This is a genomic window from Sphingomonas sp. 320_CC (assembly GCF_059691795.1).
On the sequence record NZ_JCAWAE010000005.1, the window covers coordinates 1 to 22,555 of the forward strand.

The window sequence follows — 22,555 nt, forward strand, 5'->3', positions numbered from 1 at the left end:
GGTAACGCATGGAGCTAACCGATACTAATTGCTCTATTCGCGCTTGAGAGTCTCACACCATCAATGACAACACTGGGTTCGCCCAGCTAGCCAACGATAGTGCAGATGATTAAGACGACGCCAGATCGCCAATCCCTTCGCCGTCGAGGGATTGGTCACACTACAAATACAAACCTTGCACGGTATCGATTTTAAAACCTCAGGCTTCGCCGAAACGCGAAACCCTGAGGGACCCAGATATGAACGCAAACGCATGTCGCACCGGCTCCATTGCCTGGTGGCTATAGCGTCGGTGTCCCACCCGATCCCATTCCGAACTCGGCCGTGAAACCTGACTGCGCCAATGGTACTATCGCTCAAGCGATGGAAGAGTAGGTCGTCGCCAGGCATTGAAGCCCGTGCAACATGTAACACGCACCATATCAAAACCCATTCACAACGTCCCATACCCTCCTTCGCAATAGCGAAGTGTCGCGGGGTGGAGCAGCCCGGTAGCTCGTCAGGCTCATAACCTGAAGGTCACAGGTTCAAATCCTGTCCCCGCAACCATTCTCATAGAACAACCATTGCCGCCCTTACGGGCAGCGCTGTCGTTTGTACCAAGCTATGTTGCGTTCGAGTTACTTCGCGTCCGAGATGGCGGCAATTCAATAATCTCTGCTGAAAGATCTACATTTTTTTTCGCCGCATGAATTTGCAGGGCATCACGAACAACTTCGCTTGCACTATCGTAATGTCCCAACGCCACCTGACTACGCACGTAGTCACATATTGCCTTCGTTAAAGACACATGCAGAGAATGAAGTGCAGCCATATCGCAAACTTAGCTGCCTGGGCGAGGGGTGTCACCCGAAATCGCGCAGTAGGCTGAGCCGTTCTCTCGGCGATCGCGACCAGACCTTCACTCCATTATGCGTCGCGGGATAAGCCTGCGCCAAGGATCTTCGCGTCCGGTAGTAAATACCGGTAATCAAACCACCGCGGCGAAAATGAATGGACGGCCGAAGCTGGAGAGCTGGGAAGAGTTCGCGAGTGTCCGCTTGTGAGTCCTCATACCGGTCGGCAAGCACGGCGATGAACCGGACCGGCCGCCGATGATGTTTACGGTAAACCAGCGGCAGGCTTAGTGGTTGCGTGTTCCCGCGTAACGAGTCCGTTCGTGTCAGAGTGTTCTGCGCGAGACGTCTACGATCGGGGGCTGAAGAGTAGTACAGGCAACATGCCACGTCACGATTTGCAAATCGTGGGTGCGCGGTCGCCGCTCCACGACATCTCAGATTTTTACGCATAGACGGGTGTAGTAACAACCTCCGTTAAAGTCGCACGGACCGCCCTTACGCGGAAAGACCTGACCGTCCGATATGCCACCGGTGAGCGGATAGATCTGCATAGTTAAATTGGGAGTCAGCCGATTAAGATGCCCGTTGGTGAAATTGTGAGCGCCGACGGACAGGTGAAGTACTTGAGCGTGTAGCTCAGTTCCAGATCGGCCAACGAACGTCTGGTTCGCGACGCCGTCGGCCGGCGTGACCATCGAACCCGACGTCTAACTGCTTTACGAGTCAGACTTGCTACCCGTGGCGCGCAGCCAGCCTGTTATTGAGTATCGCCTCCAAGCCGCCGCACGCGTTACTTCGGACACACTATGCATTTGCGGTACCCTGAACAGATTCAGAGTGTTGAATCGGGGTTCCAGGGCCCGCAGCCACCCTTTGCCGTCCGAATGGAAAACCAGTAGTCCACCCCATTCGGTTCGTCATATGGGATTGAGACCGAGCACATAGGCGGCACGACGATTGCGCCCGTCGACGGCATCGTCATGACCGGTGAGAAAATCCCCGGGCCACCAACACCTGCGTCACGGGCGGCAACCCGTACAACCTCAACTATTCGGTTGGTCGCGGTTTCGTCGGCAATCCGGATCTGAAGCCAGAGACGTCGCGCAGCTTCACCGGCGGTATCATCGTCGAGCCGACGTCGTGGTTCAGCGCGACGGTCGACTATTACAACGTCAAGAAGTCGAACCTGATCGCCAACGGTCCGCTCGCGGGCGATGCGATCGTCGCCTACTACCGGCAGTCGAACTTGGCCGCCGCAACTGCCGCGGTTGCGGCAGTCGGGCAGGGCTATTCGGTCAACACGGTCGATGGCGTCGATCCGGCCTTCCCGAACGCACTGCCCGCCTGCTGATCATCAACGCGCCGTTCGTGAACGTGAACTTCGACAAGACGTCGGGCCTCGACTTCTCGGGGACCGCGCGTATCCCGCTTGGTGAGGGCATCCGCTTCACCAGCCGGGTCGAGGCGACCTACATCATCCAATATGATCGCCACACGGCGCAGGGTGTCCAGAAGTTCGCTGGCACGATGGGTCCGTATGACCTGTCGTCGGGCAACGGCACGCCGAACTGGCGTGGCAACTGGCAGAACACCATCGCGGCCGGCAAGTTCTCGCTGACCGCAACCGCCTATTATGTCGGCAAGATCAAGGCGGTCGCAACCGACCAGGGCAGCCTCGATACGTCGTGCGCCAACAGCCTCTACAAGTCGTCGCAGGCCGGCGTGCCCGTCGATCGGTTCTGCTACGTCAACAGCTTCATCAACGTCGACCTGAACGCGACGGTCGCGGTGAATGACGACTTCTCGTTCTTCGGTAACGTGGGCAACATACTTGGCGCACGCGCTCCGATCGCGCCGGCCTCCTACGCGAGCTCGCCAAATTATCTGACCACATGGCATTACGCCGGTCTGATCGGCCGGACGTTCCGCGCGGGTGCAAACTTCAAGTTCTAATAGCGGGAAAATAGCGGTGGCTCGTTTCTTGAGCTGCCGCTATCTTCTCTATTGCAGCGCATAGCGTTAGCCAGGTTCGCGACAACGGCTACATGACGGGGCTCAAACAAGGCCAGCCCAGGTAAGACGACCAAGGACGTTGTGTAACGTCCTCGTCTGACTTTTGCGCGCTGAGCACCCCACCTTCCAATCGACGCGGCGCGACGCGCCGAGATTAGTTTGTGCTGATGCTGTCGAAGAACGATCCATTTGAACGAGTGTCTGAAGTTGGGAAGCGCGTTGGGGAGGGCGAACGTCCGCAACTGGGTCGGTCTCACTTGTCGGCCGCCGTACAGCTAGGCGTCCCCGATCGCTTGGATGATGCGATACGCGGCAACAACGTCACGCTCGACTACAGCGGAGGTGAAGCGTTCGATGATGCCGCGCAGGCGATTGGTCGGCGCCGTCGCAGCGTTCATGAGCTGTTGGGAGGAGCGCACAATGAAGACCGTCGTTCGGGTAATTGCCGCCCTATTTTGCCTCGTTATGCCTTCCACAAGCTGGGCCGAGGATCAGTTCAAGCTGCTCGTGATCGCGACACCCAGCAAGTACCATTATGAGTATATCCCTGTGGCGCGGGAAAACCTCGAGCGTTTGGCGAGGCTTCACTCGTTCGGGGTCACCTGGACAAGTGACCCGGCCGTCTTCGACCGCGACCTGCGTGAGTATGCAGCGGTGCTTTTCCTTAACATACCAGCGGAGCAGTTGAGCCAGACGCAGCGCAGCCATTTCGAGCAGTATATGCGGTCGGGTGGGAATGCCATGGTGGTGCACCGGGCAGCGATCATTCCGCCCAATGCCTGGCCATGGTACGAGAAGTTAATCGGCCGCTCCTTCATCAACCATCCGATGGTCCAGACTGCGGTCGTCACTATTGCGGACAACGGATTTCCCGCGACATTTGGCTTGCCCGACCGTTGGATATGGAGCGACGAATTCTACGTCACTAGCAATCCATATCGCATTACGATCAATCCCGTGCTGAAAGTGGACGAGACGAGCTACGATCCTACCAGGATTTGGCCTGACCAAGTGGGCAAACGGATGGGCGGGGACCATCCAGAGGCGTGGTTCCAGCAGTATGAGAAAGGGCGCGTGTTCGTCACCCTGCTCGGACACAATGTCGAGATGTACCGGGACGAGCGGTATCTACAGCACCTGCTAGGCGGCATCTATTGGACGGCTACGGGGTTAGGGCGACAGCGTTGACCCATTCAGCGGGGACGGCGTTGAGACCAGTTGGATTTAAGATCTGAAACCGGCCGCACGGCTGGTGAACAAACGACCGCTTCAGGGTGCCCTTGATCGGCTGGCAGACGTCCGCCTCTGGGTCTGCCCGGAAGCCGTAAGGGAGGGTACGTTTGCCCACTTGCAGACATTCAAGGCGCATGTGAAAGTAGCGTCGATGGAGGGTGTCTGTGACTGTATCGGCCAGTTCTCGAGTAGCTAATCTCGGACGCTGGCGTCCGGCCCTTTGGGCTATCCTTGGGGTCTCACTCATCCTTCCAGCCATCGCGATGTTGTTCACCGACGAGGTGCGTTGGACAGGTGCCGATTTCATTGCGGCTGCCGCTATTTTCGCCGTTTTTGGCTGTGCAATTGAGTTGATTGTTCGGTTCGTTGACCAGTCGATCTTACGGATGGCTCTCGTTTGCGGAGTGATAATAGCGGCCTTGGCGATCTGGGCCGATGGCGCAGTCGGCATGCTCTAGCTTGTGTATCGGGACGGCGACTTTCCTCTCCCATCGAGACATTCGCGAGCGGATAGCCGGGCTTGAAAATCGGTTATTCGAAGATGAACCAGCGTCCGAAGTTGGGAAGCGAGGGAAGAGGCGTGAGCGTCTGCTTGTGGGTCGATGACGTCGCAGCTGCTGAATGTTACGTTGTTGAGCCGACGTCTGATACTGGAATGGGGAGAGCACGCTAGCTAAGCCCTAGCTTAAATCGTTGCGACGATTGCAGATCCTGTACGGTCCGGATCGCTTTGCAAGCGGCTGTCCCTTCCAGCTAAGCTGTACCAGCCCGTCGCTGACTAGCTCGTCGATAGCTTCGTGGACTGTAGGCATTACGCTGCGCCAATCTTGTGCAATCGAACGAGCCACTTCGCTTGGGCATATCGTCGCCCCCGGTGCGCGGCGTTCGAGCAGGGAAAGTGTGACTGTCTTCGGATCCGTCATTTAGACTGCGTCGACCGCGCACTTTTGCTGGTCAAGCTGCTGTTGGCATTAGGTGCCTTACTCAAGCAGCTCCGTCCTACGCGATTGTCAGGTGGATAAGTAGGGACGCGGGACCACTTGAATGACGGCCCGCTTATCAAAATCGTCAATATCGGTTTGTACGGCATTTTTGGGGTCACCGCTGATCATCGATAGCCCGCAGCCTGAAGCTCGAACAGTTCGGCATAACGATCCCCGGCAGCAAGCAGGTCGTCATGGGTACCGGATGCCTCCACCTTGCCGTCGCTGAGGACCAAGATGCGGTCCGCCATGCGCACGCTGGAGAAGCGGTGCGAGATCAGCACCGCCGAGCGTCCCGCGCTTAGTTCACGGAAGCGCTGGAACACCTCGTACTCGGCGCGCGCATCCAGCGCGGCCGTGGGTTCGTCGAGGATCAACACCTGGGCATCGCGCATGTAGGCGCGAGCGATCGCCATCTTCTGCCATTCGCCACCGGACAGGTCGACACCGTTCCGGAACCGCTTGCCGATCATCTGGTCGTAACCGTCGGGCAGTTTGGCAACAACGCCGTCGGCGAGCGCAGCGGACGCTGCCGCCTCGATCCGCTCGCGATCACCGCGCGCCTCAATACGGCCGACCGCGATGTTGTCCGCGGCAGGAAGGTTGTAGCGCACGAAGTCCTGGAAGATCACGCCGATCGCGGCGCGCAGGCCGTCGAGATCGTATTCGCGCAGGTTGCGTCCATCGAGCAGGACGCGACCCTCTACCGGATCGTACAGTCGGGCCAGCAGCTTCACGAGCGTGGTCTTGCCTGCGCCGTTCTCGCCGACCAGTGCGACCACCTCGCCCGGTCCCAGCGTAAAGGACAAATGCCGCACCGCCCATCGTTCGGCGCCCGGATAGCGAAAGCCTACATCTTCGAAGACAAAGCCTTGCCGGACGGGATTTGGGAACGGCAGTGCTTCGTCTGGCGAGCGGATGCCGGGCTCGGTCCGGAAGAAGGAAAACAGGTCGTCGATGTACAGTGCTTGGCCGGCGGTCGAGGAAAAACCGGTGAGCAGTCCTTCCAGCAGCCCGCGGAGCCGCAGGAACGAGGCCGCCAGGAAGGTGAGGTCGCCGATAGAAATTGATCCGGTTACCGCGCGCCAAGCAATGTAGGCGTAGGCCGCGTAATAGGCGATCGTGCCAAGAGCCGCGAACCCCGAGCCCCAAACCGCCCGTCGCAGCGCCAACCGTCGGCTCGCGCTGTAGGTGTCGCGTGAGATGGTGCGATAGCGGTCGATCAGGAAAGGGCTGAGGCCGAAGATCTTAACTTCTTTGGCCGTGTCCGCGCTGGCGGCGACCTGGCGGACGTAATCCAGTTCGCGCCGCTGCGGCGTGCGCATGTAGCTGAGCGCATAGCTCAGCGCGTTGAAGTGCGCTTCGCCGAGGAACGAGGGCACCAGGGCGACGGCCAGCAGCACGATCAGCCACGGCGCGTAAATGACCAGGCCCGCGGCGAAGGTCACGACCGTGATGATGTCCTGGGCCTGGCCGAACAGCTGCCCCATCAGCGACATACGGCCGCTCGCCTGCATGCGCGCGCGATCCATGCGGTCCTGGAAGGCCGCATCCTCGAAGTCCGCGAGATCCAGGGTGGCCGCGTGCTCCATCAGCCTTACGCTCGCGTCGTTGCTGACACGGTCGGAGAGAAGCCCGTCGACTAGCGACACTATCCGGCCAAGAAGGTCGGAGGCGACCGCCAGAGCGAACTCGGCCAGCAGCAGTGCCTCCAGCCGAGCGAGCAAGCCGGAGCCCAGCCATCCCGTGAGTCCAGCCGGACGGGCCGTTAAATGAGTGAGGTGGACGACTTCGTCGATGATGAGCTTGCCCACGAACAGCGTGACCACAGGCAGAAGCGCTCGCACCAGCCGCACGGCGACCGTCGTGGCGGTAAGGGCCCTGCTGCTACCCCAAACCATGGCGAGGAAGGGTGGTAAATTGCGCAACGCGCCTAGTCGCTCGCGCCAAGTGGTAGGACGGCCGGGTACGCCGCCGCGCCCTTGTCTCACGCCGTCTGCCATTCAGCTGCTCCGAGGTGACAGGCTGTCGCCCGTTTCGGACCTGAGGGCTGGAGGTGATGAGGTCAGCTGCATGACCCCCCGATACACAGTCGGTGGTATCAGGGGTACTCGCGGTTTCGTCTCAACGTTGCGAATTGAGCTGTGGTCGTACCTGGCGGATGAATGAGTGTCTGAAGTTGGGAAACGGGGAAGGGCGCACCAATGGCCGACTATGGGTCACTCATAAGCTGCGAGGATCGCGACTCAGTGCATCAATGAGAACGTACGGCGCGACATTTAAGCCGCGCGCGTCGCGCGTTCCTTGGGGAATGACTTCCATCTAGGTACCGAAGAACGATATGTTCTGCCCTGTCTTGGGGGGCGCCTGATCCCCGTCTGCTACGCGATCCGCTCCCGCGCGACCTTCTCCAGCACCGTCAACGGCATCGCTCCCATGGTCAGCACGCGGTGGAACTGCTTCGGGTCCCAGTTGGCGCCGGCCTTCCGCTTGGCTTCGTCGCGCAGGCGGACCCACACGGTATGACCGATCTTGTAGCTGCAGGCCTGTCCGGGCCAGACGGTGTAGCGGTCGATCTCACCCTGGCTGCGCCCTCGGGCGATACCGGTTGTGGCAATCAGGTAATCGGTCGCCTTCTCCCTGCTCCAGCGCTTGGCATGCATGCCTGAATCGACCACCAGACGGGTGGCGCGAAACAGCAGCGACTGGAGGTAGCCAACCTGACCCAGCGGGTTTCCATCGTAAACGCCCATCTCGTCGGCAAGCTGTTCGGCGTAGAGCGCCCAGCCCTCGGAATACCCCGAATAGAAGCCGCGGCGGCGGATCAGCGGGATGTCCTCGCTCTCCAGCGCCGACATGACCTGGAGATGGTGGCCCGGAATCGCCTCGTGATAGCTCAGCGTCGCCAAGCCGAATTTCGGGCGATCGAACGTATCACGCAGATTAATGAAATAGATCGCCGATCGCGACCCATCGAGAGAGGCTGATTGATAATAGCCACCGGGCGCACCGGCCTGGATCGCCTCGGGAACGCGGCGCACCTCGACCGGTGCCCTGGGCAGAACCGCGAATTGCTCGGGCAGGCGCTTCGCCATCGCGGCGATTTGCGCTCGGAGTTGCTCGAGCAGCGCCTCGCGACCGGTATCGGTGTTGGGGTAGAGCTGGTCGGGTCGCTTGTTGAGCGCGACCAGGCGCTCGCCGACGCTACCCTGCGTCATACCTTGCGTCTTCAGGATGCCATCGATACGCGCGCTGATTTCGGCGACCTGCGCCAGACCCAACTTGTGGATCTCGTCGCCTGTCAGTTCCACCGTGGTGGCGGCACTCGCTGCGGCGGCGTAATACGCGTCGCCGTCCGGCAACCGCCAGACGCCCGCATCGTGCGTCGCCTTGCTGCGCAGTTCGGTCACCAGAGCACGTTGCCGATCAAGCGCGGGAAACACCCGTTCGCTCATCAGCGCCGCGACCGCCAAGCCGCGCTCGGGCGGCAAGCCGGCCGCCTTGAGCTTGGCAGCCAGATCGGTTGCCGGGCCGGACAGTTCGGGCGCCTTGTCGCGCACCGACGCCAACTGTTTCAGCGTCGTGTCGAGGATATAGTCCGGCGCGAACACGCCCTTGGCTGCATCCTCGCGCTGCCGCTCGGTTTCGGCATCGATAGCGCCTGCAAAGGCTTGCACGCGGGCGACATAGGCGTCCGCGTCGGCGGCGGTTTTCACCGCATGCTGGTTGGCCAGGAAGTCGGGGACGTCGCGATAGGCGCCGCTCAACTGGGTCAGCACATAGGGCGCGTACCGGCCCGCACTGGCGCCGTACGCGAAGCGCTGCCCCGCGATCATGCGGTCCAGGCTGTATTGGACGACGTCGTAATCGATCTTTGCCGCGTCGCCCAACGCGTCGCGCGACACCGTCTTCAGCGTAGCGAGTTCGGTCTTGGCCCGCGCGAACTGGCGCTGCTCGCCGACACGCGAGGTATCGTCGAGCTTCGATTTAAGTCCGATCCGCGCGCCGGCGTCGAGGCCGAGCGAGGTCGCTTGTTCGGGGCTGTCGTCCAGCCGGGCGTAGAAGAACCGGTCGAGCATGGCACGCAATTTCGCGTCGTCGCGACCAATCGCAGCACGCGCGATCGCTGGCAGCGCCAACAGAGCAGAGGCGAGGCCGGCGGACGTGATAAAGTGGCGACGATGCATGAACGCTCCAGACCGATCGGTTACGCGCACCCTGCGCGGTACGGACACGGTCTGAAGGCCCCGACCGGATTTGTCGAGCATGCTCCGGGGGCACTCGGACCGAAGCATGCGGTCGTGCCCTGGCAACAAAGAAGCTCTGGCCGGTTTAGGCCAGTTTGGGCCTCATCGGTTCTGTCGGTGCGTAGCCAGAACAAGCTGCAAAGCCCCACGGCCTAGCAGGTGATTTCGTTGCAAGAAGAACTGGAGGTCAACTCTGCCGGTACCAACCATGATGCCGAAAACTTACTCACTGCTGAACTGGTCAGATGGGCCGACCTTATTTTCGTCATGGAGAAGGCGCATCCAAGCAAGCTGCAGCAACGATTCCGAGAATCTTTGTAGGCACGCGCGTAATTTGCCTCGACATACCGGATGATTAGGCTTTGCTGCAGCCATAAGTGGTCCGCCTTATCGAGATCAAGGTGAGCAGGTACCCACCCGCGACCTCTATGGAAGCGCCGAAGAAGGGAGCTTAAGCGCGAAACCGGAACATGAATGAACGGCTGGTTTTGGGAAGCGGTGAAACCCGTCTGGACGTCGGCTTGTGGGTCATTGAATCACGCCTAAACCTCGGTGCGTTCCGCAAGCTCCAAGGCGTCTTCGACGTCGACACCGAGATATCGAACGGTGCTCTCGATCTTCGCATGACCAAGCAGGATTTGGACGGCTCGCAGATTGCCCGTTGCCTTGTAAATGATCGAGGCTTTGGTGCGCCGGAGCGAATGCGTTCCGTATTCCTGAGGTTGAAGGCCGATGCCAGCGACCCATTCGTGGACCAGCCGAGCATACTGCCGCGTGCTCATATGGCCGGTATAATCGTTACGGCTTGGAAAGACGTAGTCGTTGATTGATCCACCGCGGCGTTCCAGCATGCACGCAACGCCTTCCTGACAGCCTCCATCAGTTCAAACTGAACAGGTCGCTTAGTTTTTTGCTGAACGACGATCGCTCGATCCCGGATGTGCCCGCCAGATACGATGTCACCAATTCGAACCTTGACCACGTCGCAGCCACGCAACTTGCTATCGATCGCGAAGTCGAAGAGCGCGCGGTCACGCAACCGCTTATGTTGATCTAACCAGAAGCGAATGGCCCACACCTGTTGCTGCTTGAGCGCGCGTTTGGCGCCTAACAGGCGGCTCTCGTTCCAAGGCCGGCGTTCTTGGGAGGGGCAGGGTCAATTGAAGAGTGGCCCATACTCACCTCCATTGAGTTGGCCGATTTACCGTGGGGATTACCAGAACGAAGTTGATCATTCGTTAGCGGCAAAGCACTTGTCGTGATTCGAAAGTGGTTACCCTAAAGGCTTTCGTGCAAATCTTGCCATGTCAGATCGAACCTCTGAAGGTATTTCCTTAGCCTGTCGGCATCGTTGGAGGAGGTCCGCTTTGCCAGCGACGCGGCGAATAGCATCCGTCCTGCTTCCGACAGCGAGCGGCTGCGGCGGCAGGTATTGACGACATGGGCCAACTGCACACGATCGAAGGGATCAAGTTCGGCCATTCGCCCCGCCGGCACGATGCTCCCAAGCCCGTCGTCAACAGCAATATGGATCGACCATAGCCGTTTCAACCGGACGACTTCCGCGTCCACGCACGAGGCGTCTATCCGCCCGCTGGGGCTGAACGTCGCCATCCGGGTCACGCTGGACGCGAGATCGCGGAAGTTGCCGGTCCAGCGCGCGTCTGGGTGGATTGCGAACGCGAGGTAACGATCGCGCGCCTCCTTGTTGAAAGTAACCCGCGTTCCTTCGCGTTCGGCGAAACGGTCCAGTTCGTAGTCGAGGTTGGGCGCGATGTCTTCGCGCCGGTCGGCGAGGCCGGGCAGCGCGAACGTCCACAGGTTCAGCCGCGCGTACAGGTCGTCGCGAAAGCGTCCTTCGGCGACGGCCTGGCCCAGATCGCGGTTGGTGCCGGCGAGCAGTTGGAAATCGGATGCGGCCTCGCTGTCTGATCCGACTGGCAGGAAGCGCTTGTCCTCGATCGCGCGCAGGATCATCGCCTGCTCGTCGAGACCTAATTCACCGATCTCGTCGAGGAACAGCATGCCCTTGTCGGCGGTACGCAGCAGCCCGGCGCGATCGGCTGCTGCCCCGGTAAAGGACCCTTTCTTGTGGCCGAACAATGCCGACATCGCGCTGTCGCCCTTCAGCGTGGCGCAGTTCACTTCGACGAACGCGCCCTTCACCTGATGCTTCAGTCGTTTGAGGTCGTAAATACGCCGTGCCAGTTGGCTTTTGCCCGCGCCGGTCGGACCCATTAGCAGCACTGGCGCGCGCGAGCGGGTCGCCACCTGCTCTATCTCGTCGATCATCGCGTTGAAGGTGGGGTTTCGCGTCTCGATCCCCGACTTCAGGAACGATGTGCTTTCCGCGCTCGCGACGCTGAAGCGGGTGGCGATGCTGTCGTAGCGCGACAGGTCGAGGTCGATCGCGTTCCAGATACCGACGGGTTCGGCCGTGCCTCGCCGCGGCTGCGTCTGGAGCAGGCGACCCGGAAGGTAACGCGCCTCTGTCAGCAGAAACAGGCAGATCTGCGCCACGTGCGTGCCGGTGGTGATATGAACGAGATAGTCCTCCGCCTCCGGATCGAACGGCGACGCACGGACGAAATCGAGGAGCTTGCCGTAAACCTCCTCAAAGTCCCAGGCATCCGCGAAATCGATCAAATAGGGCTCAACCCGTGTTTCGGGCGACACGGACCGGATGTCCTCCGCGACGAACTCCGCCAGGCGGCGGTGCGGCGTACCATGCAGGAGCACGAAGCGATCGACCCGCAGGTCCTCGTGCATCACGAGGCTCACGGAAGGGCGCCACTTGTTCCAGCGGGACGCATCCAGCTTGCTGCCGTCCAGCGTCGACCCAAGAAATCCGATTACCACCAAAGGTTTCATGATTATCTCATAGGATAAGAACCGATCCTAGTCGATCAGATATCGACGGTTGTTCGCAGAAGGGCAAAAAGACGGCAAAAGAGAATACTGAAATATATTAGTGGGATAGGTGGATATCTCGGAGCGGGAGAGCAGTTGGCACGGTGTCTGCTACGTGATTGGTGTCGGGTCGACTGGTATCGAACAGCCCGACGAAGCGGCCGGGGTGGCGGGAATAGGCCAGCCACCCCAATCCGCGACGTAATAGAGTACCGGAGGCGACCATGACCACCAACTATGACTTACAAACCGTTGAGGGCGGCGTACCGATCAAGATGTGGACGCGCGGCGTGCCGGTCGACGACAAGGCGCGAGCTCAGCTGGCCAGCGCCGCGCGGATGCCGTTCGTCTTCAAGCACGTTGCAGTAATGCCGGACGTGCATGTCGGTATCGGCGCCACCATCGGCTCGGTCATTGCGACCAAGGGCGCGGTGATCCCCGCAGCGGTTGGCGTCGATATCGGCTGCGGCATGATGGCGGCGCGGACATCGCTGACCGCCAGCGACCTGCCCGACAATCTGGAGGGGGTCCGCGCCGCGATCGAACGCGCGGTGCCGGTCGGCCGCGACGTCAAGATGGGCAAGCGTGATCCGGGATCGTGGGGGGATCCGCCTGCCGCGATCGTCGAGGCGTGGGCGACGCTTGCCGGGCGTTTCGGGCAGATCGTCGCCAAGTATCCGAAGCTGGGCAAGGCCAACAATTTGGTTCACCTTGGTACGCTCGGCACCGGCAACCACTTCATCGAAGTCTGCCTGGATACCGAACAGCGGGTTTGGGTGATGCTTCACTCGGGCTCGCGCGGCGTTGGCAATGCGATCGGCACGTTCTTCATCGAGCTGGCGAAGCAGGACATGCGCAAGTGGTTCCTGAACCTGCCTGACGAGGATCTGGCCTACTTTCCCGAGGGCACCGACCATTTCGACGATTATGTCGGGGCGGTCGGCTGGGCGCAGGACTATGCAGCGCTCAATCGGCGGATGATGATGACGAATGTGATCCGGGCGATGCGCGGCGTCATCGCCAAACCGTTCGATGCGGAGCTGGAAGCGATCAACTGCCATCACAACTATGTCGGGCGGGAGAACCATTTCGGCCAGAACGTGCTCGTGACCCGCAAGGGTGCGGTGCGCGCTGCGACCGGCGTCATGGGGATCATCCCCGGCTCGATGGGCGCCAAGTCGTTCATCGTTCGCGGGCTTGGCAACAAGGAGTCGTTCGACAGCTGCTCGCATGGCGCCGGGCGAGTGATGAGCCGAACCCAGGCCAAACGCGAGGTGACGGTGGCGGAGCACGTTGCCGCGACCGAGGGCGTCGCATGCCGCAAGGACGAGGGCGTGATCGACGAAAGCCCGCGCGCGTACAAGCCGATCGAGGCGGTGATGGCGGCGCAGGCCGATCTCGTCGAGATCGTGCATACGCTCAAGCAGGTGGTGTGCGTCAAAGGCTGACGCGCACCACCGTCCGAACTGGAAAGAACGACCATGATCGAGATCGACGGCTCCGAAGGCGAGGGCGGAGGGCAGGTGGTGCGCAACGCCTGCGCACTGTCGCTCGTCACCGGCACGCCTTTCCGGATTACTAACGTGCGCGGCGGACGAGAGAAGCCCGGGTTGATGCGCCAGCACGTCACCGCGATCGAGGCTGCCTGCACCGTCGGCAGTGCGACGTGCGACGGACTAACCGTAGGATCGTCCGAGATCATTTTTCGTCCCGGGCAAGTCGTTGCGGGGGAATATAACTTCTCCGTTGGCACTGCGGGATCGACCGGTCTGGTGTTGCAGACGGTATTGATGCCGCTCGTTTTCGCGGACCGGCCATCGCGGCTCGTGCTGGAGGGCGGTACGCACAACATGCTCGCGCCACCGTTCGACTTCATTGCAAAGAGCTTCCTGCCCATCATCGATCGGATGGGGCCGACCGTCACCGCGCGGCTTGTAAGGCCTGGCTTCTATCCGCGTGGCGGCGGCCGGATCGAGGTAATCATCACGCCCGCGCCGCTCCGTGCGATCGACTGCCTGGAGCGGGGCGCTTTGGTCGATCGTTCGGCGTTGGCCATGTTTGCGGGGATCCCGCCGGCGGTCGCCGACCGCGAAATCGCCACCGCTCGCAAGCTGCTCGACTGGCCGGACGAAGCGTTTGCCGTCAGGGAACTCCCCGAGAGTCAGGGACCGGGCAATATCCTACTCCTGGAAGCGGCGTTCGAGCATGTGACCGAGGTGGTCAGCGGCTTCGGCAAGCTGGGCGTGTCGGCGGAAAGGGTGGCGCAGACCGCCGTGAGCCGCATGACTGGCTACCTCGCGTCGGACGCGTTCGCTGGCCCATATCTAGCTGACCAGCTGCTCCTGCCATTTGCGTTGGCGGGCGGTGGCACGTTCACGACCGTGAAGCCGAGCCAGCACAGCTATACGGCTGCAGCAGTGATCGAACGCTTCCTTGATCGCCGATGCGGTTTCACTCAGCTGCCCTCTGGAGCCCACCGTCTGGACGTGAGGTAAGCGCGAACTGCTGCGCAAGCGACCCTGGTCAGCAGCTGTCGTGGTGTCGACTGCGGCAGCGGTCTCGGTTACCTGCATCGGCATGCTTGCGAGATCCGATCGACCCGCCGATTTTAACCTCGACCGGGACGGGGCGGAACTCTTCGCGCAGGCGCTGGACGAACCTGCGCTTGTTCGCCTCGAGGCTGCTTTGGCCGCGCTTCCGATCGACACGCCCGGCGTGCGGATCGGGGAGGAGCCGTTGCTCAAGCCGTTGCTTGAGATTTCCGGACCAATCGGTGCCATAGCTGCGACCGCGATCGGGTCCGATGCTCGCCCGGTGCGTGCGATCCTGTTCGACAAGACGGCGGGGCGGAACTGGGCGCTCGGCTGGCATCAGGACCGCACGATCGTCGTCAGGGAGCGGATCGATGCCCCGGGTTTCGGGCCGTGGACGGTTAAGTCCGGGCTCATCCAGGTCGAGCCGCCGTTCGAGATTCTCAAGCGCATGGTGACAGTGCGCGTGCACCTCGACCAAGTCGGCGCGAGTAACGCACCGTTGCGTATCGTGCCCGGCTCACACCGGCTCGGACGCTTGCCCGAGGGCGAAGTTCAACGCGTGGCGGCGATCTCTGGTGAGCGGCTCTGCCTCGCCGAGCGCGGCGACGTGTGGCTCTATGCTACGTCGATCGTCCACGCATCGCTCCCTGCCCACCCGCCGCGGCGACGGCGGGTCCTCCAGGTCGACTATTCCGCTGACGTCGCGCCATACCCACTTGCCTGGCGCGGTTTATAGGTGCCGGATTGAGTCGCCCACGCGTCCGAACGGTCCTGTTCGTGTGTAGCCAAAACAAGCTGCGAAGCCCAACGGCCGAGCAGGTGTTTTCGTGGCGAGAAGACCTAGAGGTAGACTCTGCCGGGACGAACCATGATGCAGAAAACCCACTCACGGCTGAACTGGTCAGATGGGCCGACCTGATTTTCGTCATGGAGAAGGCGCATCGAAGCAAGCTGCAGCGACGCTTCCGAGAGGCTCTGGCAGGCACGCGCGTTATCTGCCTCGACATATCCGATGATTACGCTTTCCTGCAGCCAGAACTGGTCAGCCTTCTCGAGATCAAGGTGAGCAGGCACCTGCCCGCGACCCTTACCGCAGCGCCAAAGAGACGAGCTTGAGCGCGAGATCGGAACATGAATGAACGTCTGCTTCCGGGAAGGCCCTAAGCGGGTGTAAGCGTCCGACTATGGGTCTAGCGTCACCTAACGAGCCGAAATTATTCTCAATCTTCGGCCCAGCGCCTGAGCAGGTTGGACTGCGTCTTTGCCAGCAAGTCCAGTTCGGGCGTCTTGCCAAGACGGTCGAACAGGGCGTGCCGTGCCGTTTCGAGATCGAACAAGAGTTCGCGGGCATCGGTATCGCGGATCAGGCTGCGGACCCACGTTACGGCGGCGAGGCGCTCGCCGGAGATGACGGGCGCAACGCGGTGCAGCGCTGTCGTCGGATAGACTACCGCATTACCAGCCGCGAGTTTCACGTCCTGTTCGCCCGCCGCGGACTCGATCACCAGTTCGCCGCCTTCGTACGTGTCGGGTTCCGACAGGAATATCGTAACTGACACGTCGGTGCGCATGCCGCCCATGATCGCGTCGTCGACATGGCTGCCATACGCCATGCCAGGTTCGTAGCGGCTGAACAGCGGCGGGCGAACCACGTGTGGTCGTGTGGCCATCCGAAACAACGGGTTCGCGAGCAACCGGTCAACCACCAAGTCCTGCATGTCCGCTAGCAGCGGGTCGGCGCGGTCGACCTGTTCGTTGCGCTTGACCGGGCGGGCCTCGCGACCGGCGGTCCGGCGCCCGTCGACATAGCGGGTCTTGCCAAGATTATCTCGTAGCGACTGGAGATTGTCGGCGTCCAGAACGTTGGCAATCATGATCAACATCAGGATTCTCGCATCATCGACAGGATGTCGGAAGGGCGCCCTACCAGTCCCAACCAATGCGGCCAACGCGTTGGCGAGTAAGGAATTAGTATGAGTACGAAATTGTGGATGGGCGTCGGTGCCTTCGTGGTCGCGCAATCCGGCCAGGCGATCCTGACAGAGGTGGCAGCCAAACCACTGGCGCCGTCGGTCGACCAGGTCGGCGAAGGCGGCGAAAACGAGCGCGGCGAGGGTGAGGGCGAAGGTGAGGGGCGCCGTGTCGTGCGCTCGACCAAGTCACGCCACGTCGTCCGCCATCCCCGTCGCGCACGTGCCGCGCAACAGCATGCCGGTCAGCGCGGCGAAGGGGAATATGAGGGCGGTGAAGGCGAGGGCGAACGCTGATCGCCGGACATAAGCGAGGATGAGCCGGTCCGGCATCAGGCGTAAGCTCGTATGGGCCGCGGCGGCGTTATGCGTTTGCGCCCTAATCTTTGCAATCATCGCATACCGCCCGGCAATCGCAACCGTAACGCGCCCCGATCCTCGTCTGTTCGATCCGGCGCTCGTTACGCGCGGCGCTAATCTGGCCCGTCTAGGAAATTGCGTCAGTTGCCACCAGTCTGCTGGCGGGCGTCCGTATGCAGGCGGGTATCCGGTCAAGACTCCGTTCGGAACGATTTACGGCAGCAACATCACGCCCGATCCGGCGACGGGGATCGGCAAATGGTCACCGGCCGCGTTCCGCCGCGCGATGCGTCAGGGCGTCGGACGTGACGGCAGCCATCTGTATCCCGCGTTCCCCTACACTCATTATGCGAACGTGACAGATAGCGATTTGGCGGCGCTGTACGCGTTCCTGATGACCCGACCGGCCGTGCGTTCGGTGCCGCCGGCCAACACGATGATCCCGCCGCTTGGGTTTCGACCCTTGCTTGCCGGATGGAAGCTGTTGTTCTTCCGACCACAGCGGATCACGCCCGACGTCAGCCAGTCGGCCGCCTGGAACCGGGGACGCTACATCGGCGAGACGCTGGCGCACTGCACCGCCTGTCACAGTCCGCGTGGGCTTTTTCAGCAGGAGAAGCGCGGCGCGCAGGCTTATGATGGCGGTTGGTCGGGTGGTTGGTATGCGCCCCCGATCAATGCGCATTCGCCCGCGGTACAGGCCTGGACGGTAGAGCGGCTCGATGCCTATTTTCGCACCGGGCTGAGCACCGCGCACGCCGCCGCAGCCGGCCCGATGGGGCCGGTAACCCATAACTTGGCCCGTGCAGCGCCGACCGACGTTCGTGCGCTCGCGACCTATTATGCGTGGCAGATGCGCGACGCGCCTGCGGTACGGTTAGAGCCGCCGCTGCCTGATCGCCAGGCCCTGGCGTCGCAGCGTTATCCCGACGGCGCGCGGCTCTACGAGGGGGCCTGCGCAGTATGCCACGAGCCGGGCGCGGCGATGATGGATGCGGGACGTCCAGCCTTGCCGCTCGGCACGCCGCTGCACGAGGACAACCCGCGTGATACGATCCAGATTGTCCTGAAGGGTCTCCATCCGCCCGTCTCCCCACGCGGGCCCTATATGCCGGCGTTCGCCGATGCTCTCGACGACCGGCAAGTGGCGGAAATCGTCGCGTATCTGCAAATGCGCCACGGTACCGGACCGGCGTGGAAGAACCTCGAGAAAGACGTCGCCAAGGCACGCAAGGAGGGCGAATGATCGACCTGACCGTCAATGGTGCGACGGAGCTCGTGGATATCGATCCCGCAACCCCGCTGCTCTACGTGCTACGCGACGATCTGGGGTTGCATGCCGCAAAATTCGGATGCGGGGTGGGGCAGTGCGGTGCGTGCACCGTGTTGGTCGACGACAAACCGGTGTTCTCTTGCATCCTCCCCATCGGTGCGATCGGCACGCGGAAAGTCACGACGGTCGAGGGACTGGGCACGGCCGCCAAACCGGGTGACGTCCAGCGCGCCTTTCTCCACGAACAGGCGGCGCAATGCGGCTATTGCATCCCCGGCATGATGGCGCGTGCGGAAGGACTGCTGCGCAAGACTGTGACGCCGACCGAGGACGAATTGCGGACGGCGATGGCACCCTCGCTCTGTCGGTGTGGGACACACATGCGGATTTTGCGCGCGGTGCGGAGAGCAGCGGTGATGCGCGGCGGCGGCGTGGTCGATGCCGTGGAACCCGTGACGTGAGCGGCGAGGCGTCACGCCGCGACGTGCTGGGCGGCTTGCTCGTCGCATTCTCGCTCGCGCCGTCCACCGCGTTGGCGCAGACCGGCGGCGGCGAGGGTAGTGGCGGACCGCCGACAATCGCGCCTGACCTACCGGGGACACTGGCCAAGTTCCCCGATCTCGACGCCTGGATCCGGATTGCACCGGACGGTCGCGTAACCGTGTTCACGGGCAAGGTCGAACTCGGCACTGGCGTGAAGACCGCGATGGCACAGCTTGCCGCCGACGAACTCGACGTCGCAATCGACCGGATCGACCTCATCACCGCGGACACCGGCCTGACTCCGAACGAGGGCGTGACCGCGGGGAGTCAGACGCTCGAACAGAGCGGCACCGCGATCGCCAATGCCGCCGCCAATGTCCGTCTGTTGTTAGCCGAGACTGCGGCGACGCAATGGGGCGTGGCGGCGGCGACGCTGTTCACGCGCGACGGCGCCGTGCTCGACGGACAGGGAAAACGCGGGACCTATGCGGAGTTGGCCGCATCGACCTCGCTCGCAGTGCGCGCTAGAGAAGACGTGCCGCGCAAGCGTCGGGAGGCTCGACGGCTGATCGGCCGGCCGGTACCGCGCGTAGACCTGCCCGCCAAGCTGACCGGTTTGCCAAGCTATGTACACGACATGCGCCTGCCCGACATGGTGCATGCCCGCGTCCTGCGCGGACCGTCATCCGGCACGCAACTGACGCCCGATCTTGCTGCGCTACGCCGGCAACCGGGTGTCGCCAGGGTCGTGCAGGTCGGCCGTTTCGCCGCGTTCGTCGGGCCGCGCGAATGGCCGCTCGAGCAGGCACTTCGCGTGGCCAATCGCGGCCGCTGGGTGCGCGATCCGTCGGTGCCGGCGCTGCTCCCGATGCCGGCCGGGCTGCTGGACATGCGGCGGGAAAGCCAGGTGATCGACAACCGCCGCGATGACCCCGAAGCGCGCGGCGTCCAGCAGTTGTCGGCACGCTATGACAGGCCCTATCTGATGCATGGCGCGATCGGGCCGTCCTGTGCGGTGGCACTGTTTGCCGAGGACCGGCTGACGGTGTGGACGCATAGCCAGGGTGTCGAGCCGCTCCGCCAGGCGATCGCCGAACTGCTCGCGATCCCGGCCGACCGTGTCCGGTGCGTCCACCGCGAAGGAGCAGGATGCTACGGGCACAACGGCGCGGACGACGTGGCGGGTGACGCTGCGCTAATCGCCCGCGCGATGCCCGGCGTCCCCGTGCGGCTGCAATGGAGCCGCGAGCAGGAGCATGGCTGGGAACCGCTCGGCCCGGCGATGGTCGCGCAGGTTGACGCGACGCTCGATGCATCGGGACGGATCGTCGACTGGCGGCATCAGGTGTGGAGCAATACGCACAGCACGCGACCGGTCGCGGCGGGCGATCTTCTCGCCGGTGCCGAAGTCGTACCGTCGTTCAAGCCGACCCCGCCGAAACCGATCCCGCAGCCCAATGGCGGCGGCGACCGCAACGCAATCCCGCTGTACCGCTTCCCCAACCAGACCATCGTCAGCCATTTCCTGCCCGACATGCCGGTGCGTGTCTCGGCGCTCCGGGGGCTCGGCGCACACCTCAACATCTTCGCGCTCGAAAGCTTCATGGATGAGCTGTCGGCAGCAGCGGGACAGGATCCGGTTGCGTTCCGGCTGGCGCACTTGGACGATCCACGCGCGGCTGCTGTGATCCGGCAGGCCGCAGCACGGTTTGGCTGGGCGCGATACCGATCCGCCCCCAATCGCGGGCGGGGCTTCGCCTTTGCCCGCTACAAGAACCACGGGGCCTATTGCGCCATCGCGCTCGACGTAGAGCGTATCCCCGACGAAGGCCGGCTGATCGTCCACCGCGCAGTCGCTGCCGTGGACAGCGGCGAGGCCGTCAACCCGGATGGCATCCGCAACCAGGTGGAGGGCGGGATCGTCCAGTCGCTGAGCTGGACCGCCTTTGAAGCGGCCGGGCACGACGGCGCGCGCCGGACCGATTACGACTGGAGCACCTATCCGATACTCCGTTTTGCCGATGCGCCACGCAGCGTAAAAGTTGAGGTCATCGATCGGCCGGGCACGCCTTTCCTCGGGACCGGTGAATGTGCCCAGGGACCGACCGCGGCTGCGCTGGCGAATGCTCTGGCTTCAGCGACGGGGGAGCGGCTGCGAAGTATGCCTTTGATCGGCCGGTCGTTGCCGCAGACGTAACCGTTAGACCCTGCACTTCAGCCGAGACTTCATACCTACCGACTTGGGATCGGGTGCCGCTCGACATCGTTACCTCAGCGTGTCGCGAGCGTTCTCTCGCGAGAATAGCTGAAAGGCCGATGCCGATGAACGCTGCCGATGTCTTCACGACGCTGGACGTCGAGTTGAAGCCCGATCCGTCGCGCACCGTGATCCGGCCATTCAGCTTCGGCTATCCGGAAGCGTTCGGGGCGGACCGCCCGCCACGCAGCCAGGTCGTCGTGGACCGCGTCCAGGCGCTGAACGATACGATGCGCCAAAGGATGCGCGACCTGCTGCTGACCCCCATGAGCGAGCGCCATCGCAACGCCGAGCAGGTCCTGCTGCGTCGTTTCGATGAGGTACGGCAGGATATAGGGGATGGCGACTTCAGCGAGGACGAACGGCTGATCATCGGCGCCTATTTCAGCCAGGAATACGCGTTCGAGTCCGCCGCGCTTTTCAACCCCAGCATCGTTTCACTGACCGACGAAGAGCCGTCGGTGCCGGGCGCGGTCCGCTTCGTCATGTCGCTGCGGGGCATCGGCGAGGGTCATATCTCGTCGATCACGTTCCGTACCGGCGAGTGGGGACCGGGTGACCGGCTGGTGATCGATCCGGCCAGCGCGCACGGCGTCCCGCCGCGCATCGAGCGGCAGGATGATGGGTGGGTCCGTCTGCTCTGCGAAGACAGCCGGGATGCGTCCGAGACCGTCATCTTCCCGGTGTTGCCGAGCCAGCGACAGGGCATCGAGGATCTGCGGCTGGTCAACTTCACCGATCACGATGGGGTCCGCAGCATCATCGGCACGTACACCGCGTTCGACGGCAAGGACGCGCGCCAGGAAATCCTGCGCGGGGTCGATCTGCGCCGGGTCGAGATGAGGGCGCTTGCCGGCGCCATGACCGGCTACAAGGGAATGGCGCTGTTCCCGCGACGGATCGACAACCAGTTCGTGATGCTGGGCCGCCAGGACAGCGAGAATATCTGGCTGCTGCGATCGGACGATCTCTACACGTGGGAAACCGGAACGCCGATCATGGCGCCGAAATACCCGTGGGAGTTCGTGCAGCTGGGCAATTGCGGATCGCCAATCGAGATCGACGAGGGTTGGCTGGTGTTCACGCACGGCGTCGGCATGGTCCGGGGATATTGCATCGGTGCCTGCCTGCTCGACAAGGACGATCCGTCGAAGGTGCTCACCCGCACGGTATCGCCGCTGCTGTTTCCCAGCGCGGAGCAACGCGGGGGTTATGTGCCGAACGTGACCTATAGCTGCGGTGCGCTGATCCGGGATCGGCGCATCTTGCTGCCCTACGCGATCGGCGACGAGTATTCGGCGTTTGCCGTGGGAGACGTGGATGACCTGCTGTCCGTGATGACCGACAGTTGATCCGGCGTGGCGCAGCTGGCGTTTTGGGTAGTGGAACCTGGCAAGCTCACCAGCTACGGTTGGGCGACGGATGTCGCATTTCGAAGTTGGTAAGCTGCCAT

At 62.5% G+C, this 22,555-nt stretch carries 19 protein-coding genes, 1 tRNA gene, 1 rRNA gene and 3 pseudogenes; 14 read left to right on the forward strand and 10 right to left on the reverse strand.

Annotated features, from left to right (window positions below):
• Positions 1-273 precede the first annotated feature (273 nt).
• Both rrf and AC59GX_RS18265 read left to right on the forward strand, forming a co-directional pair.
• A 5S ribosomal RNA gene (gene rrf, locus AC59GX_RS18260) occupies positions 274-388 on the forward strand.
• Between the two features lie 84 nt (positions 389-472).
• Positions 473-549, forward strand: a tRNA-Met gene (locus tag AC59GX_RS18265).
• Between the two features lie 55 nt (positions 550-604).
• Here AC59GX_RS18265 and AC59GX_RS18270 read toward each other — a convergent pair.
• Together AC59GX_RS18270 and AC59GX_RS18275 are read right to left on the reverse strand one after the other, a co-directional pair.
• Positions 605-814: a ribbon-helix-helix domain-containing protein gene (locus AC59GX_RS18270; RefSeq protein WP_497302144.1), complete on the reverse strand. Its 210-nt coding sequence runs from the start codon at positions 812-814 to the stop codon at positions 605-607.
• A gap of 741 nt (positions 815-1,555) precedes the next feature.
• Positions 1,556-1,741 (reverse strand): annotated as a pseudogene (locus tag AC59GX_RS18275) (2OG-Fe(II) oxygenase); the annotation flags it as partial.
• A gap of 182 nt (positions 1,742-1,923) precedes the next feature.
• Between AC59GX_RS18275 and AC59GX_RS18280 the strand changes: the two are divergent.
• Together AC59GX_RS18280 and AC59GX_RS18285 are read left to right on the forward strand one after the other, a co-directional pair.
• Positions 1,924-2,034, forward strand: a pseudogene (locus AC59GX_RS18280) (hypothetical protein); the annotation flags it as partial.
• Positions 2,035-2,207: 173 nt separating this feature from the next.
• Positions 2,208-2,792: a hypothetical protein gene (locus AC59GX_RS18285; RefSeq protein WP_497302145.1), complete on the forward strand. Its 585-nt coding sequence runs from the start codon at positions 2,208-2,210 to the stop codon at positions 2,790-2,792.
• Positions 2,793-3,127: 335 nt separating this feature from the next.
• Here the strand turns inward: AC59GX_RS18285 and AC59GX_RS18290 are convergent, their stop codons facing one another.
• Entirely contained in the window at positions 3,128-3,250 is a 123-nt protein-coding gene (locus tag AC59GX_RS18290) for a hypothetical protein (protein ID WP_497302146.1), read from the reverse strand.
• A gap of 22 nt (positions 3,251-3,272) precedes the next feature.
• Here AC59GX_RS18290 and AC59GX_RS18295 point away from each other — a divergent pair, with 22 nt between their 5' ends.
• Both AC59GX_RS18295 and AC59GX_RS18300 read left to right on the forward strand, forming a co-directional pair.
• Entirely contained in the window at positions 3,273-4,040 is a 768-nt protein-coding gene (locus AC59GX_RS18295) for a ThuA domain-containing protein (protein ID WP_497302147.1), read from the forward strand.
• Between the two features lie 308 nt (positions 4,041-4,348).
• Positions 4,349-4,543, forward strand: coding sequence for a hypothetical protein (locus tag AC59GX_RS18300; protein WP_497302148.1), 195 nt, complete (start codon positions 4,349-4,351; stop codon positions 4,541-4,543).
• A gap of 222 nt (positions 4,544-4,765) precedes the next feature.
• Here the strand turns inward: AC59GX_RS18300 and AC59GX_RS18305 are convergent, their stop codons facing one another.
• From AC59GX_RS18305 to rtcR, 5 genes and pseudogenes are all read right to left on the reverse strand, one after another.
• Positions 4,766-5,008 carry a DUF3253 domain-containing protein gene (locus AC59GX_RS18305; RefSeq protein ID WP_497302149.1) on the reverse strand — a complete coding sequence of 81 codons (243 nt, stop codon included), beginning with the start codon at positions 5,006-5,008 and terminating at the stop codon, positions 4,766-4,768.
• Positions 5,009-5,193: 185 nt separating this feature from the next.
• Positions 5,194-6,915 carry an ABC transporter ATP-binding protein gene (locus tag AC59GX_RS18310; RefSeq protein WP_497302150.1) on the reverse strand — a complete coding sequence of 574 codons (1,722 nt, stop codon included), beginning with the start codon at positions 6,913-6,915 and terminating at the stop codon, positions 5,194-5,196.
• A gap of 534 nt (positions 6,916-7,449) precedes the next feature.
• Positions 7,450-9,255, reverse strand: a complete 1,806-nt coding sequence (locus tag AC59GX_RS18315) for a DUF885 domain-containing protein (RefSeq protein WP_497302151.1) — start codon at positions 9,253-9,255, stop codon at positions 7,450-7,452.
• 602 nt (positions 9,256-9,857) lie between these two features.
• Positions 9,858-10,491 (reverse strand): annotated as a pseudogene (locus AC59GX_RS18320) (tyrosine-type recombinase/integrase).
• A 102-nt stretch (positions 10,492-10,593) separates the two neighbouring features.
• Positions 10,594-12,186: an RNA repair transcriptional activator RtcR gene (gene rtcR, locus AC59GX_RS18325; protein WP_497302152.1), complete on the reverse strand. Its 1,593-nt coding sequence runs from the start codon at positions 12,184-12,186 to the stop codon at positions 10,594-10,596.
• A 263-nt stretch (positions 12,187-12,449) separates the two neighbouring features.
• On the opposite strand from rtcR, the gene AC59GX_RS18330 reads away from it, so the two are divergent.
• The 3 genes from AC59GX_RS18330 (at position 12,450) to AC59GX_RS18340 (ending at position 15,495) form a co-directional block, all read left to right on the forward strand.
• Complete coding sequence (locus AC59GX_RS18330; RefSeq protein ID WP_497302153.1) at positions 12,450-13,673, forward strand: RtcB family protein; 1,224 nt, start codon at positions 12,450-12,452, stop codon at positions 13,671-13,673.
• A gap of 33 nt (positions 13,674-13,706) precedes the next feature.
• Entirely contained in the window at positions 13,707-14,720 is a 1,014-nt protein-coding gene (rtcA, locus tag AC59GX_RS18335) for an RNA 3'-terminal phosphate cyclase (protein ID WP_497302154.1), read from the forward strand.
• Positions 14,721-14,802: 82 nt separating this feature from the next.
• Positions 14,803-15,495 (forward strand): phytanoyl-CoA dioxygenase family protein, encoded by a 693-nt coding sequence (locus tag AC59GX_RS18340; protein WP_497302155.1) that lies wholly within the window; start codon positions 14,803-14,805, stop codon positions 15,493-15,495.
• Positions 15,496-15,599: 104 nt separating this feature from the next.
• Here AC59GX_RS18340 and AC59GX_RS18345 read toward each other — a convergent pair whose 3' ends face one another.
• Together AC59GX_RS18345 and AC59GX_RS18350 are read right to left on the reverse strand one after the other, a co-directional pair.
• Entirely contained in the window at positions 15,600-15,833 is a 234-nt protein-coding gene (locus AC59GX_RS18345) for a hypothetical protein (protein ID WP_348769874.1), read from the reverse strand.
• A gap of 146 nt (positions 15,834-15,979) precedes the next feature.
• Positions 15,980-16,642 carry a Fe2+-dependent dioxygenase gene (locus AC59GX_RS18350; RefSeq protein ID WP_497302156.1) on the reverse strand — a complete coding sequence of 221 codons (663 nt, stop codon included), beginning with the start codon at positions 16,640-16,642 and terminating at the stop codon, positions 15,980-15,982.
• Between the two features lie 90 nt (positions 16,643-16,732).
• Between AC59GX_RS18350 and AC59GX_RS18355 the strand changes: the two genes are divergently transcribed.
• The 5 genes from AC59GX_RS18355 (at position 16,733) to AC59GX_RS18375 (ending at position 22,454) form a co-directional block, all read left to right on the forward strand.
• Complete coding sequence (locus AC59GX_RS18355; RefSeq protein WP_497302157.1) at positions 16,733-17,026, forward strand: hypothetical protein; 294 nt, start codon at positions 16,733-16,735, stop codon at positions 17,024-17,026.
• Between the two features lie 19 nt (positions 17,027-17,045).
• Positions 17,046-18,335: a cytochrome c gene (locus tag AC59GX_RS18360; protein ID WP_497302158.1), complete on the forward strand. Its 1,290-nt coding sequence runs from the start codon at positions 17,046-17,048 to the stop codon at positions 18,333-18,335.
• Positions 18,332-18,823 (forward strand): (2Fe-2S)-binding protein, encoded by a 492-nt coding sequence (locus tag AC59GX_RS18365; protein ID WP_497302159.1) that lies wholly within the window; start codon positions 18,332-18,334, stop codon positions 18,821-18,823. Before AC59GX_RS18360 ends, AC59GX_RS18365 begins: the two co-directional genes overlap by 4 nt.
• Positions 18,820-21,042, forward strand: coding sequence for a molybdopterin cofactor-binding domain-containing protein (locus AC59GX_RS18370; protein ID WP_497302160.1), 2,223 nt, complete (start codon positions 18,820-18,822; stop codon positions 21,040-21,042). Before AC59GX_RS18365 ends, AC59GX_RS18370 begins: the two co-directional genes overlap by 4 nt.
• A 125-nt stretch (positions 21,043-21,167) precedes the next feature.
• Positions 21,168-22,454, forward strand: coding sequence for a glycoside hydrolase family 130 protein (locus tag AC59GX_RS18375; RefSeq protein ID WP_497302161.1), 1,287 nt, complete (start codon positions 21,168-21,170; stop codon positions 22,452-22,454).
• Positions 22,455-22,555 lie beyond the last annotated feature (101 nt).